Origin of the sequence: Priestia sp. 179-F W1.4 NHS, assembly GCF_045369295.1 — a bacterium.
In the GTDB taxonomy this organism is placed as follows: Bacteria; Bacillota; Bacilli; order Bacillales; family Bacillaceae_H; genus Priestia; species Priestia zanthoxyli.
The window spans coordinates 532,903-548,960 of the sequence record NZ_JBIQFF010000003.1; the positions used below are offsets into that span (position 1 = coordinate 532,903).

The 16,058-nt window shown below is 41.8% G+C and carries 16 protein-coding genes; all 16 read left to right on the forward strand.

Going from position 1 to position 16,058, the window contains the following annotated elements:
* Positions 1 to 16 precede the first annotated feature (16 nt).
* The 16 genes from ACH0CI_RS17930 to ACH0CI_RS18005 all read left to right on the forward strand — a co-directional run bounded on the left by ACH0CI_RS17930 (position 17) and on the right by ACH0CI_RS18005 (position 15,857).
* Entirely contained in the window at positions 17 to 790 is a 774-nt protein-coding gene (locus ACH0CI_RS17930) for an enoyl-CoA hydratase/isomerase family protein (protein WP_028413341.1), read from the forward strand.
* Between the two features lie 16 nt (positions 791 to 806).
* Positions 807 to 1,790, forward strand: coding sequence for a quinone oxidoreductase family protein (locus ACH0CI_RS17935; RefSeq protein ID WP_335707908.1), 984 nt, complete (start codon positions 807 to 809; stop codon positions 1,788 to 1,790).
* A gap of 193 nt (positions 1,791 to 1,983) precedes the next feature.
* Positions 1,984 to 2,868, forward strand: a complete 885-nt coding sequence (gene pdxS / locus ACH0CI_RS17940; protein ID WP_014460089.1) for a pyridoxal 5'-phosphate synthase lyase subunit PdxS — start codon at positions 1,984 to 1,986, stop codon at positions 2,866 to 2,868.
* A 44-nt stretch (positions 2,869 to 2,912) separates the two neighbouring features.
* Positions 2,913 to 3,161, forward strand: coding sequence for a ferredoxin (locus ACH0CI_RS17945; RefSeq protein WP_013057065.1), 249 nt, complete (start codon positions 2,913 to 2,915; stop codon positions 3,159 to 3,161).
* 214 nt (positions 3,162 to 3,375) lie between these two features.
* On the forward strand, positions 3,376 to 3,705 hold the full coding sequence (locus ACH0CI_RS17950) for a DUF3870 domain-containing protein (protein WP_013057066.1): 330 nt from the start codon (positions 3,376 to 3,378) through the stop codon (positions 3,703 to 3,705).
* 179 nt (positions 3,706 to 3,884) lie between these two features.
* The gene (locus tag ACH0CI_RS17955; protein WP_406901991.1) at positions 3,885 to 4,541 is read left to right on the forward strand and encodes a CoA transferase subunit A; all 657 of its coding nucleotides are present in this window, start codon (positions 3,885 to 3,887) and stop codon (positions 4,539 to 4,541) included.
* Position 4,542: 1 nt separating this feature from the next.
* Positions 4,543 to 5,205: a CoA transferase subunit B gene (locus ACH0CI_RS17960; RefSeq protein WP_047750963.1), complete on the forward strand. Its 663-nt coding sequence runs from the start codon at positions 4,543 to 4,545 to the stop codon at positions 5,203 to 5,205.
* A complete protein-coding gene (locus ACH0CI_RS17965; RefSeq protein ID WP_221817446.1) occupies positions 5,205 to 6,386 on the forward strand; it encodes a thiolase family protein in 1,182 nt (393 codons plus the stop codon). The genes ACH0CI_RS17960 and ACH0CI_RS17965 overlap by 1 nt, the downstream gene beginning before the upstream one ends.
* Positions 6,374 to 7,759 carry an aminotransferase class III-fold pyridoxal phosphate-dependent enzyme gene (locus ACH0CI_RS17970; protein WP_034266163.1) on the forward strand — a complete coding sequence of 462 codons (1,386 nt, stop codon included), beginning with the start codon at positions 6,374 to 6,376 and terminating at the stop codon, positions 7,757 to 7,759. The genes ACH0CI_RS17965 and ACH0CI_RS17970 overlap by 13 nt, the downstream gene beginning before the upstream one ends.
* A complete protein-coding gene (locus ACH0CI_RS17975) occupies positions 7,743 to 9,038 on the forward strand; it encodes an aminotransferase class III-fold pyridoxal phosphate-dependent enzyme (protein WP_034266166.1) in 1,296 nt (431 codons plus the stop codon). Before ACH0CI_RS17970 ends, ACH0CI_RS17975 begins: the two co-directional genes overlap by 17 nt.
* Before the next feature lie 28 nt (positions 9,039 to 9,066).
* The gene (locus ACH0CI_RS17980) at positions 9,067 to 10,524 is read left to right on the forward strand and encodes an aldehyde dehydrogenase family protein (RefSeq protein WP_154991337.1); all 1,458 of its coding nucleotides are present in this window, start codon (positions 9,067 to 9,069) and stop codon (positions 10,522 to 10,524) included.
* A 29-nt stretch (positions 10,525 to 10,553) separates the two neighbouring features.
* Positions 10,554 to 12,074, forward strand: a complete 1,521-nt coding sequence (locus ACH0CI_RS17985; RefSeq protein ID WP_406901994.1) for a M81 family metallopeptidase — start codon at positions 10,554 to 10,556, stop codon at positions 12,072 to 12,074.
* Positions 12,062 to 12,541, forward strand: a complete 480-nt coding sequence (locus ACH0CI_RS17990; protein WP_406901996.1) for a GNAT family N-acetyltransferase — start codon at positions 12,062 to 12,064, stop codon at positions 12,539 to 12,541. The genes ACH0CI_RS17985 and ACH0CI_RS17990 overlap by 13 nt, the downstream gene beginning before the upstream one ends.
* 42 nt (positions 12,542 to 12,583) lie before the next feature.
* Positions 12,584 to 13,993 (forward strand): lysine 2,3-aminomutase, encoded by a 1,410-nt coding sequence (kamA, locus tag ACH0CI_RS17995; RefSeq protein ID WP_028408513.1) that lies wholly within the window; start codon positions 12,584 to 12,586, stop codon positions 13,991 to 13,993.
* A 2-nt stretch (positions 13,994 to 13,995) separates the two neighbouring features.
* Entirely contained in the window at positions 13,996 to 14,274 is a 279-nt protein-coding gene (locus ACH0CI_RS18000; protein ID WP_013057076.1) for a YokU family protein, read from the forward strand.
* A 101-nt stretch (positions 14,275 to 14,375) separates the two neighbouring features.
* A complete protein-coding gene (locus ACH0CI_RS18005) occupies positions 14,376 to 15,857 on the forward strand; it encodes an amino acid permease (protein ID WP_098525049.1) in 1,482 nt (493 codons plus the stop codon).
* The last annotated feature ends 201 nt before the right edge of the window (positions 15,858 to 16,058 follow it).

Consider the following 16,058-nt stretch of genomic DNA (forward strand, 5'->3'; position numbering starts at 1 on the left):
GGAGGAAGTCGAAATTATGAGTGATTTAGTAGTAGAAAAGCAGGGGACTATTTTATCTTTAACGTTAAATCGACCGGATCGTTTAAATGCATTCAGTGAGGAAATGATTGAAAAGTTAACAGCTGAAATAAAACAGGCACAAAGCGATGAGTCTATTAAAGTGGTTATATTAAATGGAGCGGGGCGCTCGTTTTCTGCCGGAGGCGATGTAAAAACGATGGGCCAAGCATCGGGAGCTGATGTTTATGAACATATCGGCCGTTTAAATGAATGTATTTTAGCGATGCAAAATCTAGAGAAGCCAATTATTTCAGCAGTTCATGGGTTTGCAGCAGGAGCTGCTTTTAATTTAGCTCTCGCTTCTGACTTTATCATCGCATCACAAGAAAGCCGATTTGTATTAAGCTTTTCTCAAGTGGGATTGATTTCAGATGGAGGAGGTCTTTACTTTCTCACAAAGGTCGTTGGCCCCCACAAAGCTAAAGAACTGCTATTTTTAGCAGAGCCTCTGGATGCCGATACGGCTTACAAAGCCGGTTTTTTGAACCGTGTAGTGCCGTTAGATCAGTTGAAAGATGAGGTTACGTCTTTTGCAAGCCGTTTATCACAAGGGCCAACGAAAGCGTACGGAAAAATGAAAAAAATCGTCAACGATTCATTCCATTTAACGCTAGAACAAGTGCTTGAACAAGAAAGGCTAACGCAAGTTCTTATGGTAGAAACGAGGGATCATCAAGAAGGAATATCTGCATTTAAAGAAAAAAGAAAGCCACTATTTCAAGGGAAATAAGAGGGGGATATAAAAGATGAAAGCTATTCAATTCACGCAGTATGGAGGGCCTGATGTTCTGCAAGTTATCGATATTGCACGCCCTGTACCTAAAAAGAAAGATGTGCTCATTAAAGTTGCGGCAATTGGCGTTAATTATGCCGACGCTGCGCGGCGCGAAGGAGCATATGTAGTCGAAACGCCGCTGCCTTTTATTCCAGGCTCTGAAGTAGCAGGCGAAGTGGTTGAAGTAGGCGAGGATGTACAAGGGATAAAAGTAGGTACAAAAGTCGTGACACTGCTGGGATCTAATCGAGCAACAGGTTACGCTGAGTACACGCTGGCAGATTCAAGAGGCCTTATTCCGTTGCCGGAGAATGTGGATTTAACACAGGCCGTTGCTTTGCCTCTTCAAGGACTAACGGCTTATCATATTTTAAAAACAATGGGTCGCCTTGAAAAAGGAGAAATCGTCATCGTTCATGCAGCAGCAGGCGGCGTCGGAACCCTAGCTGTTCAGCTTGCGAAAATTTTTGGAGCTGGAAAAGTTATTGCTACAGCGAGCTCTAAAGAAAAGCTTGAGCTTGCAAAAAATCTTGGAGCCGACGAAGTGATTAACTATACAGAAACAGGCTGGGAAAAACGGATTTTAGAAGTAACAGAAGGAAAAGGAGCCGATATTATTTTAGAAATGGTAGGAGGGCATATATTCTATGAATCTCTTCAATGTCTTGCACCATTTGGGCGCCTCGTTTTTTACGGAATGGCTAGCGGAAAATCTGTAAAGTTTAACCCTGCTCGCCTGATGGAAAAAAATCAGTCGGTTCTCGGCTTTTTCTTACCTCAAATGATGGCAAAACCAGCACTTTATCAGCAAAGCCTGCATGAGCTATTAAACTACGTGAATTCCGGTCATTTAAAATTAATGCTGGGCGGTACATTTTCACTTGAAGAAGCAGCACATGTACATCGTCTGCTTCAAGGAAGAAAAACGACCGGAAAATTAGTGTTAGTTCCTTAACAAAACAGCTTCCGTCTCTAATAGGGATGGAAGCTGTTTTAGTTTAAAAAATTGGCTTTCGCCTGCCAAATTTTTAAAAACCGCTTAATAATTTGGCATAAAAATCAGTATTTTTCACTAATTTCTTCTATATTTTAACACTGGCATGGAAGTTGCATAATAAGTGTTTGAACATATAAAGGAGGAATTGAATATGGTTAGAAATGGAACGGACCGCGTGAAGCGGGGAATGGCAGAAATGCAAAAAGGCGGCGTTATCATGGACGTGATCAATGCAGAACAGGCAAAAATTGCAGAAGCAGCAGGCGCTGTTGCCGTTATGGCGTTAGAGCGTGTTCCAGCTGATATTCGTGCAGCAGGCGGCGTGTCTCGTATGGCAGACCCAACAATTGTTGAAGAAGTGATGAATGCTGTGTCCATTCCAGTTATGGCAAAAGCTCGTATCGGTCATATCGTTGAAGCACGTGTACTAGAAGCAATGGGTGTAGACTACATTGACGAAAGTGAAGTGCTGACTCCAGCGGATGAGGAATATCACCTTAACAAAAGTACATTTACGGTTCCATTTGTATGCGGATGCCGTGATTTAGGGGAAGCAGCAAGACGAATTGGTGAAGGTGCTTCGATGCTTCGTACAAAAGGCGAACCAGGAACAGGAAATATCGTGGAAGCAGTGCGTCATATGCGCCAAGTCAACGCTCAAGTACGTAAAGTGGTAGGCATGGATGAAGACGAGTTAATGACAGAAGCCAAACTATTAGGTGCCCCTTATGAGCTATTACTGCAAATTAAACGTGAAGGCCGCTTACCGGTTGTAAACTTTGCAGCAGGCGGCGTAGCAACACCCGCGGACGCAGCGTTAATGATGCAGCTTGGAGCAGACGGCGTGTTCGTGGGTTCAGGAATCTTTAAATCAGACAACCCTGAAAAATTTGCGCGAGCAATCGTGGAAGCAACAACGCATTATCAAGACTATGAACTGATTGCAAGCTTGTCAAAAGGGCTAGGAAGTGCAATGAAAGGAATTGAAATTTCATCATTATTACCAGAAAATCGTATGCAAGAACGCGGCTGGTAATAAGTAATAAGTAATAACTTTTAAACTTAGTTAGGAGAATGATCGTGGGGAAATATACAATAGTCGATAAAGAAACGTGTATTGCGTGCGGCGCATGCGGAGCTGCGGCACCTGATATTTATGATTATGATGATGAAGGAATTGCGTTCGTTATCCTTGATGATAATCAAGGCACTGTTGAAGTGCCCCAAGAGTTAGAAGACGATTTAATAGATGCGTTTGAAGGCTGTCCAACAGAGTCCATCCGTATAGCAGATGAAAAGTTTGATGGAGATTCGAATAAATTTCAATAAAGCCGAATAAATAAAAAAATAGAAAGTTTTTTTAAAAGAAAAGAAGGATTTTGTCTAGAAAAGGCGAAATATTAGTTGTGTAAGAACATATCTTTTTAAAAATGAAAGCACTTACATAACTAAAAGCATATGAGTTAGTCTCATTTGACCTTTCAGAATTATTAGTGTAAATGTGCGGAGTAATTAAATAGTTTTTAAAAGGAGACTAAGGGGCATGCAAATACTGAATACAGTCATTGTGACAGGATATGCAAAAGCTCCACAGGGAACTTCCATGTATGAAATGTATAAGCATGCGGGAATTGTACTAGAAGTGGATCTGACAGAGCATAAAATTGTAAATGCTGAGTTTACGTTTATTACGGAGCTGACACAAAATTTTTTCCGGAAGCTGCTTATTGGTTACTGCCTTGCAGATGGAATTGAACCTCTTATTGAACGTATTCAAAATTATTATTTTGCTCCATCTCAACAGGCGATTATCGTAGCGCTTCAGGCTGCAATCCAACGTTACTGGGATAATGTGAATCAAAAAATTACATAGCGTTTGGTTAGAATAAAGTGAGAAGATAACCTCTTTTCATGGTCTTATTAAAACCAAGCAGACACACACGCTTTACAAAGAATGGGGGACGTCCCTGTTTCTTTGGGGAGTCATTGTGTCCTGCTTGGTTTTTTTCGTGTAAAGCGCTGTGAAATATAAAAAGAAAAGGAGGAAACAAAATGAACAAAATTATCACGCGCGAAGAAGCAGTAGGAAAAATAACTGATGGCGCACGCATTATGGTAGGTGGATTTGGTCTTGTAGGAAGCCCGCTTAGTCTAATTGAGGCGATTGCCAAATCAAACCTTAAAGATTTAGAGATTATTAGTAATAACCTCGGTGAACCTGGAAAAGGATTGGGTATATTGGTTCAAAGAAAACAAGTAAAAAAAGCTATAGGTTCGTATTTCACTTCCAATCCTGAAGTTGTGCATGCCTATCAACAACAAGAACTTCAAGTGGAGCTTATCCCGCAAGGAACAATGTCCGAGGCTATTAGAGCAGGAGGTGCGGGCATTGGAGGATTTTACACGCCTGTGAGCGTAGGGACTCAGCTCGCTGAAGGAAAAGAAGAACGAGTATTAAAAGGAAAGAGATATGTTTTGCAAGAATCGCTGCACGCAGATGTAGCGCTTATAAAAGCTAAAAAAGCAGACCGACTCGGAAATCTTATTTACAGCAAATCAGCAAGAAACTTTAATCCAATGATGGCAACGGCCGCTGATATCGTGATTGCTGAAGTAGAAGAAGTGGTTGAAGTTGGACAAATTTCTCCTGAAGAAATTATCACTCCTCATTTATACGTTACTTATATCGTAGTGAAAGGAGAAAAATAAGATGAACGTTAAACAATATATTGCTGGGCGCGCTGCAAAAGAGCTTTGTCACGGAGATGTAGTGAACTTAGGAATAGGGATTCCTACTTTGGTTGCTAATTATATTTCACCCGATGTTCACGTTTTTTTACATTCAGAAAACGGAATTCTCGGCGTTGGCCCTACTCCTGAAGAAACCTATATAGATTCAGAGCTTGTGAATGCTGGGAAGCTTCCCGTCACGGTCTTGGAAGGTGCCTCATTTTTTAACAGCGCCGATTCTTTTGCGATGATACGCGGAGGTCATGTGAATGTATCCATTCTTGGAGTGCTTCAAGTAGATGAAGCAGGGCGAATTGCGAACTGGGCTGTCCCTGGGAAAAGTGTTCTTGGCGTAGGAGGAGCAATGGATTTATTAGAAGGATCGAAAAAAGTGATTGTGACGACTCTTCATACGAATAGTCAAGGAGAGTCAAAGCTAGTTAGGAATTTAACCTATCCGCTTACTTCAGAGCGACGAGTCGATATGATTATTACGGAATTAGCTGTCTTTTCGGTAACCGATCTTGGTCTTGAACTTCTTGAAACAGCTCCGGGTGTTTCTTTAGAGGAAGTAAAACAAAAAACAGAGGCTTCTTTTCATGTTTCTACATTGTTTAGCAAAGACAATGAGGTGACGGCATAATGGCAGTGATTGTAAATGCATTTCGAACTCCTATTGGAAAGTTTGGCGGTTCGCTTGCAGATACGCTTCCAGAAGAACTAGTCTCTCTTGTGATGAAAAACAATTTGTCTTCAGCCGGATATACATCAGAGATTGTTGATGAAATTATTGTCGGACAAACGAAACAAAGCGCTCATGCTCCTAATATAGCGAGAGTAGCCGGGCTTAAAGCTCAATTCTCTGAACGTATTCCTGCTTATACCGTGCACCGCCAGTGCGGCTCAGGCATGCAGGCTGTGATGAATGGCGCTATGTCCATTTTATCAGGTCAAGCCGAAGCGGTATTAGCTGGAGGAGTGGAAAGCATGTCTCAAGCACCGCACTATACGGTAGGCACTCGTTTTGGTTTTCACGTTGGTGATTTAACACTCTATGACTCTAACACAGAAAGTCAGCCAAAATCACAGCCTGAAACGCTATACGGAACGTTTACAATGGGACAGACGGCGGAGTGGCTTGCTGAAAAGTATAGCATTAGCCGTACGGAGCAGGACGAGTTTGCTTTTTATAGTCAGGAAAAAGCTAGGCGGGCTATAGAACTTGATTTGTTCGAAGAAGAAATTATACCGGTTCCTGTAAAAGAAGGAATGAGGCATTTTGCAACAGATGAATTCCCTCGTCTTACTAGCAAAGAAAAGCTTGGTACGCTTAAGCCCGTTTTTCAAAGAAATGGAACGGTGACAGCCGGAAATTCATCCGGAAGAAACGATGGCGCTTCGATGCTGCTGATGATGTCGGAAGAAAAAGCTGAGCATCTCGGATTAACACCTATGGCAAAGATTGTGTCGTTTGCCGCAGCCGGCGTCTCTCCAAAGGAAATGGGAATTGGCCCCGTTTCTGCTTCGCAAATTGCTTTAACTAAAGCCGGTTTAAGCTTAAATGATATGGACTTAATTGAACTAAACGAAGCATTTGCCGCCCAAAGTATTGCTTGCTTAAGAGAATGGGACATCACATCAGAGAAAGTGAATGTAAACGGAGGAGCAATTGCGCTTGGACATCCTTTAGGCTGCTCCGGGGCAAGAATCATCACAACTCTGTGTCATGAGCTCCACAAGCAAAAAAGACGATACGGCCTTGCTACTATTTGCGTTGCAGGAGGATTAGGAATGGCGATGGTGGTGGAAAGATGGACGAAATAAAAAGAGATTATGTTTTTCATAGAGATTTAACAAAAAAGTACCCTATGATTACGCACGGTCAAGGAAGCTACTTAATAGATGAACAAGGAAAAAAGTATTTAGACGGCTGCTCCGGGGCCGTAGCGGCAAACTTAGGGCACGGCATTGTAAAAATAGCCGAGGCGATGGCTGATCAGGCTAAAAAAGCGGCGTTTGTTCATACATTACGTTTTGAAACAGATGTTTTGCATAAACTTGCAGGGAAAATCGGTAAAATGGCTCCACTCCATTTAAACAAAGTCTATTTTACATCAGGAGGATCAGAAGCCAATGAAAGTGCATTAAAATTAGCAAGGCAATATCACAGAGATGCCGGAAAGACGCAAAAACACATCGTAATCGGAAGGTGGCAGTCCTATCACGGAAATACGATAGGGGCACTATCAGCTGGAGGAGATGTAAAAAGACGATATCCTTACACACCTAATCTTTTACATTTTGCGCACGTGTATTCTCCTTATTGTCATCGCTGTCCGTATAATCGCAATCAAGAAGACTGCGTGGCAAATCAAAACTGGAGCTGCATCACCGATATTGAACGCACCATTTTAGAGCTTGGTCCAGAAAATATTTCAGCTTTTATCGCAGAGCCGATTGTAGGAAGTCAGCAAGGAGCTGTCGTGCCTCCGCTTGACTATTTCAAAAAAGTACGTGAGCTTTGCAGCCGCTATGACATTCTTTTGATTGTTGATGAAGTGATGACAGGCTTTGGGAGAACAGGAACTGATTTTGCAGTGGAACAATTCGGAATCGAACCGGATATTCTAACGTTTGGTAAAGGAGTTTCAGCAGGGTACGCTCCTTTAGGGGGAATGGTTGTCCATGACCGTCTGATTCAAGGACTGTTAGAAAATAGCGGCGGAAAATTCCTTCACGGCTATACGTACAGTGGACATCCTGTTTCGATAGCGGCAGGACTTGCTGCTTTGGACATGTATGAAGAAGTAAATATCCTTCAAAATGTAGAAACTCAAGGTGCGTATTTAATGGAATGTTTAGTAGCGCTGCAGCGCAAGCATCCGTATATTTCAGATATTCGCGGCCGCGGACTTTTAATTGGATTAGAACTAATGAAAGACGCCAATCAACAGATATTTTTCGAGCCAGGCGAAGCAGCCAGCGAAAAGCTCAATGAAATTTGTATGGAGCTTGGAGGCGTATTTTATCCAGGGTCCGGATCTATAGATGGACATAAAGGAGAACATATCATTATTAGTCCTCCTTTAAATATAACGAAATCAGAAGTTGATGAAATAGTGAGATTGCTAGATCATGCGTTTTCTATTTTTCATCAGCACATAAGAAAGGATGAGTCATATGAAAGTGCAAAATAAAACAGAAGAGCTTCAAATCAAAGGCAAAAAACATTTATCACCCGTGATGACAAGAGTAACAGAGCTTGTTATTGAAAAAGCGCACGGTGCGAAATTTTGGACAGCTGATGGCACGGAATACATTGATTTTGTATCAGGAGTAGCTGTCAATGCAGTAGGTCATACACATGAAAAGATGGTAGAAGCAATTAAAAAACAAGCAGATCAGCTGCTTCACCTCGGTTTAAATTACGGATACTATGAAACAGCTGTGAATTTGGCGGAAAAACTTGCGCAAATTACGCCAGGAAACTTAGATACGGTTTTCTTTTCAAACTCAGGCGCAGAAGCTATTGATGGAGCGCTTAAGTTAGCAAAAGCGGCCACTGGCAGACCAGCGATTATTGCTTTTGAAGGTTCTTTTCATGGCCGTACATTAGGAGCTACAGCTATTACGGCTTCAAGCTCCAAGTACCGAAGCTACTACGAGCCGATTTTGGGAGAAGTGTATCACGCGCCTTATCCGTATCCAAGTCAGCTTCCTAATATTGACGAGGAAGAAGCGGAAGCATATTGCTTAAATCAACTGCAAAAGCTGTTTGAGCTGCGAGTGGATCCTTCACGCGTAGCGGCGATTGTTATTGAGCCAGTCATGGGCGAAGGAGGCTATTACCCTGCTCCTTCTAGCTTTTTACGCGCACTGAGAGACATAGCGAATGATTATGGCATTCTGCTTATCTTTGATGAAGTGCAAACGGGATTCGGGCGCACTGGAAAAATGTTTGCCGCAGAACATGCTGGAGTCACACCAGATATTTTAGTTTTAGCAAAAGCTCTTTCCGGTGGTATGCCACTAGGAGCGATTGTAGCAAGCCGAGAACTGCATGAGAAATGGCCAACAGCCGGACATGGTTCTACTTTTGGTGGGAATCCAGTATCGTGCGCAGCTGCTTTAGCTAACATTTCAATCATTGAAGAAGAAAAGCTTGTAGAGCGCAGTGAAAAAGTAGGTGCCGATATTGTGAAACGTCTTCAGCATTCTATCGGACATTTACCGGCTATTAAAGAGGTTAGAGGAATTGGCATGATGATTGGCATTGAATTTCATGTTGAAACAGCAGCTGCTTATGTTCCTGCCATTAAATCAAAAGCGCTGGAAAGAAGACTGCTTATCATGAACTGTGGAGTCAAAGGGCAAACCATTCGCTTAATGCTGCCGCTGAATATTGATAAAGACGTGCTGAATCAAGGGCTGTCTTTATTAGAAGAAGTCATCACAGAAGCAGTTTCAATTAACTAGCTTTTTAAATGAAAAGGAGGGTAACGATATGAGTCAAACTAAAACCGAACTGCTGCAAGGAGATTTATATATTAACGGCGAGTGGGTAAGTGAAGAGGAGCAAACCTATTTTAAAAGTATAAACCCTGCAACACAAGAGCTCGTCGGAATGTGCGCAGCCGCTACGGCTAGTCAAGTCGATGCTGCCGTAAACGCGGCTAGTAAAGCCTACAGCCACTGGAAAAATATATCTATTCCTGAACGTGCAGCATTTTTAACAAAAGCAGCTGGGCTTTTTGAAAACAGAAAAGAAGAGCTAGCCCAAGTAATGACAAAAGAGATGGGAAAACCGCTATCAGAATCCATAGGGGAAGTTGGTGTCGTCATTGCAACAGCTCAGTATATGGCGGGAGAAGGAAGACGTTTGTTTGGCGAAATAGTGCCCGCTGGCTTTCCTGACCGAGATATAAAAATGGTTCGCGAACCGCTTGGAGTTGTGGCATGTATTACACCTTGGAACTTTCCTGTTTCTCTCGCTTCTTATAAAATGTTTGCCGCTTTAATTGCTGGCAATACCGTTGTCTGGAAGCCGGCTTCAGAAGTGGCGCTCTCAGCGAAGATTTTTATGGAAGTATTGCACGCTGCGGGGCTTCCAAAAGGAACGATTAACTTGCTTACAGGATCGGGCAGAATCGTTGGACAAAAGCTTGCTACGCACTCTGAAGTGAAAATCATCTCATTTACAGGTTCTACGGAAGTTGGTCAGCAATTAGCAGAAATGAGCAGCAAAACCTTAAAGCGTATTTCTTTAGAGCTAGGAGGAAAAAACGCGGTTATCGTATTAAAAGATGCCAATCTGGATAAAGCAGCAGAGGGAATCGTTAAATCAGCATTCACGACAACGGGTCAGCGCTGTACCGCAGCTAGCAGAGTCATCGTGGAGCGTTCAGTAAAAGAAGAGCTGTTGAAAAAAGTAATAGCTCTTACAGAAGAAATGAAGATTGGAAATGGTCTTGATGAAGGGGTTGCAATAGGACCGCTTGTTAATGAACAGCAGTGCCGTTTAGTAGAAGATTACGTACAAAAAGCGGTAGAAGAAGGCGGGAATATTGCGCTCGGAGGTCGTGCTTTATCAGAGTTAGGAACTTGTTATTACATGCCTACAATCATCGATAATGTCCATTCAAATCACACAATTGCTCAAGAAGAGATTTTTGGTCCCGTGCTTGCTTTTATTGAAGTAGATGGCTACGAAGAAGCAATGAGCGTCAATAATGGAACGGTGTACGGACTTTCCACTTCTATTTATACAAGCAGCTTGCACTATGCCAGCCGAGCTGCCAAAGACGCTGTTAGCGGATTAGTCTATATCAATAACGGAACATCTAATGCTGAAATGGGGGTAGCATTCGGTGGAATGAAAATGTCTGGCAACGGCCACAGGGAAGTTTCTCATCATGCATTTGATGTGATGACAGAATGGAAGTCTGTCTACACCAACTATTAATCTCGCACCTTAGCAAAAAGGAGGAGCACATGTCTTCATATCGCATTGGCATTGCCTTTTTTTATCATGAATCTCACAGCTTTAGTCCATTAAAAACAGAAATAGAACAGTTTGTACAAGAAGGATATTTTGTTGGAACGGAAATATATAAAGCATACTCAGGAACCAAAACAGAAGTAGGGGGATTTTTGGATGTATTAAAGCAAGAGAAGCAAGTAGAAATCGTTCCCCTTGTTTGTGCAGCTGCAATTCCGTCTGGGGTTGTATCTTCGGCAGCTTATTACACAATTGAAAAGCAAATGCTGCATATGCTTACTCACGCCGGCCCGCTAGATGGCTTATTAATCGCCTTGCACGGCGCAATGGTAGCAGAGCATCTTTTCGATCCGGAAGCCCATTTGTTAGGTCAAATAAGAAGCTGTATAGGAAATAACGTTCCTATTGCCACTACGCTCGATATGCATGCAAATGTCAGTGAAGATATGCTTACGTACACGTCGCTTCATTTTGGTTTTAAAACATATCCTCACGTTGATATGTATGAACAAGGAGTGAACGCTGCGCGAGCGCTTTTAACACAAGTAAAAGAGAGCGCTATCTATTATGCGTCTTTAAAAAAACTGCCCATGCTTTTGCCGTCGATTAATATGCGAACAGCAGAAGGGCCGATGAAAAAAATGATCGATCTTGCTAAGCAAGCCGAGCAAGAAGACGACGTATACAATGTTTCCATTTTTGGAGGCTTTCCGTATTCTGATATTCCAATTGCGGGAGCAAGCGTGCTCGTAACAGCTTTGAATCCTGAAACAGCAGAAAAAACAGCAAATAGACTAGCTTCTCAGTTTTGGAGTATAAAAGAAGATTTTATCATGGATTTGCCTACCGTTGAAGAAGGTCTGCAAACAGCGTTAAAACGATCAAACGAACAGCCAATTGTGCTCGCTGATATAGCGGACAATCCTTTAAGCTGCGGAAGCGGCGATACAACAGAGCTTTTAGAATACATGCTGAAGCTAAATATGCCGGGGACACTGTTTGGAGGTCTTTATGACCCTGAATCTATTAAACAATGCGTGCAAGCAGGAGTTGGAAGCTACGTCTCTCTTTCCTTAGGAGGAAAAGTTTCTCCTGAGTTTGGAAAGCCCGTTGAAGTTGAAGCAAAGGTCATTGGCTTATCAGAAGGTGAGTTTTACAATTCGGGACCGTTTAATCAGCATTTAAAAGTAAATGTAAAAGGCGCAGCTCATATTCGAGTAGGAGAATTGGATATTTTGTTGATTGGAAGGCCGGTATCAGCAAACGATCCTGAACTTTTTCGCCATATCGGTATCGAGCCAGCAAGGAAAAAAATCATTGGTTTAAAAGCTAAAAATCATTTCAGAGCCGCTTTTGAACCGCTTGTAGGGTCTATCATCTATGTGGATGCTCCAGGCGTAGCGTCAAATCGCTTAACGACCTTTAATTATCAGCACCTTCCAAGTCCAATATGGCCGCTGCAAGATGCAAAATATGAAAGTGAAAAAAGGAGGAAAGAAAAATGGATGCATTAAAAGAGCAGTATTATATCGAAGTCCCAGAGTCGTTAAGTCCCGCGCAGCAAAAAATGATGATTGAACTTGAAAAAGATGCGTTTCCGGGCATGGGAGCCGTTGATGAACAGACGCTTGTACCTTTAGCGCGCTACGGAAAGCTCATTCAATATTTCCAGGAAAATGACGCAAGGCCAATTGCCATTTGCGAGCTGCTTCGAGATTACAAAGATGTCACAAAAGCTTATATCTTTGGGTTCTACGTCCGCTCTGATAAACAAGGAAGCGGAATTGGACAGCTGTTCTTAGAAGAAATATTTTCGATTCTACAAAAAGATAGTTTTGAAAGCGTTTGTTTGACTGTGAATGTAAAAAATGAAGGTGCTGTGAAGCTGTATAAAAAAATGGGCTTTACGATTAAAGAAACGCGAGCAGGAGAGTTTGGCGAAGGAGAAGATCGCTATTATATGGTGCGGTCAATTTCTTAATAGAACATCTATTCAAAAAATGAACTTTGGAGGGAATATAAAATGAAAAATACATTATATAAAGCAAGCAGACATTGGAAAGAAATTGAGCTTTGGAAAGATGTAACGGACGAGCAGTGGAACGACTGGGTATGGCAGCTGACAAACACGATTAAAACATTGGAAGATTTGAAGAAAGTGATCAATTTAACACCTCAAGAAGAAGAAGGCGTTAAAATTGCAACCAAAACGATTCCGTTAAACATCACTCCTTATTACGCATGGTTAATGGATGAGAACGATCCGAAATGTCCAATCAGAATGCAGTCCGTTCCTATTTCAGAAGAACTGCATAAGACAAGGTATGATTTAGAAGATCCGCTTCATGAAGATGAAGATTCACCGGTTCCTGGCTTAACTCACCGCTATCCAGACCGCGTGCTGTTTTTAGTTACAAATCAGTGCTCTATGTACTGCCGCTACTGTACAAGAAGACGTTTTTCAGGACAAATTGGCATGGGCGTTCCAAAAAAACAGCTGGATACAGCTATTAATTACATTGCTGCCAACCCTCAAATCCGTGATGTATTAATTTCCGGAGGAGACGGCCTATTAATCAATGATAATATTTTAGAATATATTTTGAAAAATTTGCGCGATATTCCGCACGTAGAAATTATTCGTATCGGTACAAGAGCACCTGTGGTGTTCCCGCAGCGCATTACAGAAAATCTTTGCAACATCTTAAAGAAATATCATCCGGTTTGGCTGAATACGCACTTCAACACATCAATTGAAATTACCGAAGAATCAAAGCGTGCTTGTGAAATGCTTTCCAACGCAGGAGTTCCAGTTGGAAACCAAGCGGTTATTTTAGCCGGAATTAACGACAGCGTGCCAATCATGAAGCAGCTTATGCATGATTTAGTAAAAATTCGCGTGAGACCTTACTACATTTATCAATGTGATTTATCAGAAGGAATCGGCCATTTCCGTGCGCCAATCAGTAAAGGACTAGAAATTATGGAAGGACTTCGCGGCCATACGTCCGGCTATGCAGTTCCTACGTTTATCGTGGATGCTCCTGGAGGAGGCGGTAAAATTCCGCTGCAGCCAAACTACATTATTTCTCAAAGCTCCAATAAAGTTGTGCTTCGAAACTTTGAAGGTGTTATTACGTCTTATCCGGAGCCGCAAAATTACCAAAGTGGCAGCGCAGAAGAATTTTATAAAAAAGTATATCCTGAAGTGTTTGAAAAATTTGAAAGCAACGGTGTTCTTTCGATTATTGATGATACAAAGTTCAACTTAACGCCGGAAGGTCTAAACCGTCTTGACCGCCGGAAAACGTATGACCAAAATCCAGAGCATAGCTCTTTAAAAGACAAGCGTGAAAAGCGCGATCAATTAAAAGAGAAAAAATTTGAAACGCAAATGAAAAAATACGAAACGGCGGGAGCGAAGGAGGAATAATATTGAAATGCCAATGGTGCGAATCATATGAAGCGAAAGAGACGGATGCAACGGTTTATTGGGAGCTTCCTGACGGCACAAAAGCTATAGAAATTAAAGAGACGCCTTCCATTACATGTTCAGAATGCGGGATTACGTATCAAACAGATGAAACGGTTGGGCACATTGAAGATCAACTGTTTTTAATTAACACCTCTGCCTTAGAAAAAAGTGTAACGTACGAACAGCTTATGAGCCTGCCTCGTCTATTAAAACGAAACTACTTTGATTTTTCAAAGTAAGCAATGAAGAGTCCATCTCCTGCTTTTTGTGGGAGATGGATATTCTTATACGCTTTACATTAAACATGTGCGCATAGTTCATTTATAAAGGTGGGATAAGTATGGAAGCGGTCGATATAAATCGTAATGAAGAAGAAAAGAAGCAGGACGATAAGCATATAAAACGCCATTTAAAAGCGCGTCATATGACCATGATTGCCATTGGAGGGTCAATCGGAACGGGCTTATTTCTAGCTACCGGATCATCCATCCAAACTGCTGGACCTGGAGGAGCGCTGATTGCTTACGGGGCTATTGGAATTATGGTTTACTTTCTCATGACTAGCCTTGGAGAAATGGCCACGTTTATGCCGGTATCAGGTTCTTTTTCAACGTACGCCAGTCATTATGTAGACCCAGCTCTCGGCTTTGCGCTCGGCTGGAACTACTGGTTTAACTGGGCTGTTACGCTCGCTGTAGAAATAGCTGCTTCTGCTATTATCATGAAGTTTTGGTTCCCTGATGTGCCAAGTATTATCTGGAGCGCTTTGTTTTTAGGCTTAATTTTTTTACTTAATTTCCTATCTGTAAAAAGCTATGGAGAATCTGAATATTGGTTTGCTCTCGTAAAAGTAGTAACCATCATTGTGTTTATCGGAGTGGGCCTTCTGACCATATTTGGCATTTTCGGCGGTGAATATATCGGTTTTAAAAACTTTACATTAGAAGAAGCGCCGGTCAACGGCGGATTTCTGTCCGTACTAAGCATTTTCTTTATCGCGGGATTTTCTTTTCAAGGTACAGAGCTAGTCGGCATTGCGGCGGGGGAAAGTGAAAACCCTCAAAAAAATATCCCAAAAGCCATTCGCCAAGTCTTTTGGCGCATTCTTCTATTTTATATTGCAGCCATTGCTGTAATTGGGCTTATCATTCCTTACACAAGTCCATCTCTTCTAGGAGGAGATGTGGATAACATTGCTGTTAGTCCATTTACGCTTGTTTTTGAAAAAGCAGGAATTGCTGCAGCTGCTTCAGTGATGAATGCTGTTATTCTTACGTCGGTTTTATCAGCCGGAACTTCTGGCTTATATGCTTCTACGCGAATGTTATGGTCCATGGCCAATGAAGGGCAAGCGCCTAAAGCGCTTCGAAAAATTAATCGTCGAGGAATTCCAGTAAACGCGCTTGTTTTAACCACTATCATTGGCGGTCTTGCCTTTTTAACATCAATTTTTGGCGATCAAATGTATATGTGGCTTTTAAACGCTTCAGGCATGAGCGGATTTATTGCGTGGATTGGTATTGCCGTCAGCCACTATCGTTTCCGAAAAGCATATGTTGCTTCAGGACGGGATATAAATGAACTGGCTTATAAAGCAAAATGGTTTCCTTTAGGCCCGGTTCTTGCATTTGGAATGTGTCTCGTCGTTATTTTAGGACAAAACTATCAAGCGGTACTTTCTGACAAAATTGATTGGTACGGCTTAACGGTCTCATACATCGGACTGCCTCTCTTTTTAGCGACGTGGTGGGGATATAAAATAGCAAAGAAAACCAAGGTTGTACCTTTGCATGAGTGTATCCAAAGAGAAGATAAGAAATAAAAAAGCTATACGGCTAACGATAAGCAAAAAAAGGTGAACCTCGGACAACAAGGTTCACCTTTTTATTTATAAAGATCTATCATAGTAAGCTTTATTTTATAGATATTATAGCATAAAAAGTGATTTTTTTCCAGTCTGGTTTTTATTTTGTTTATTGATAAAATTCAAGAATACCACTGCATGCTAAGCGATTGTGGAGGT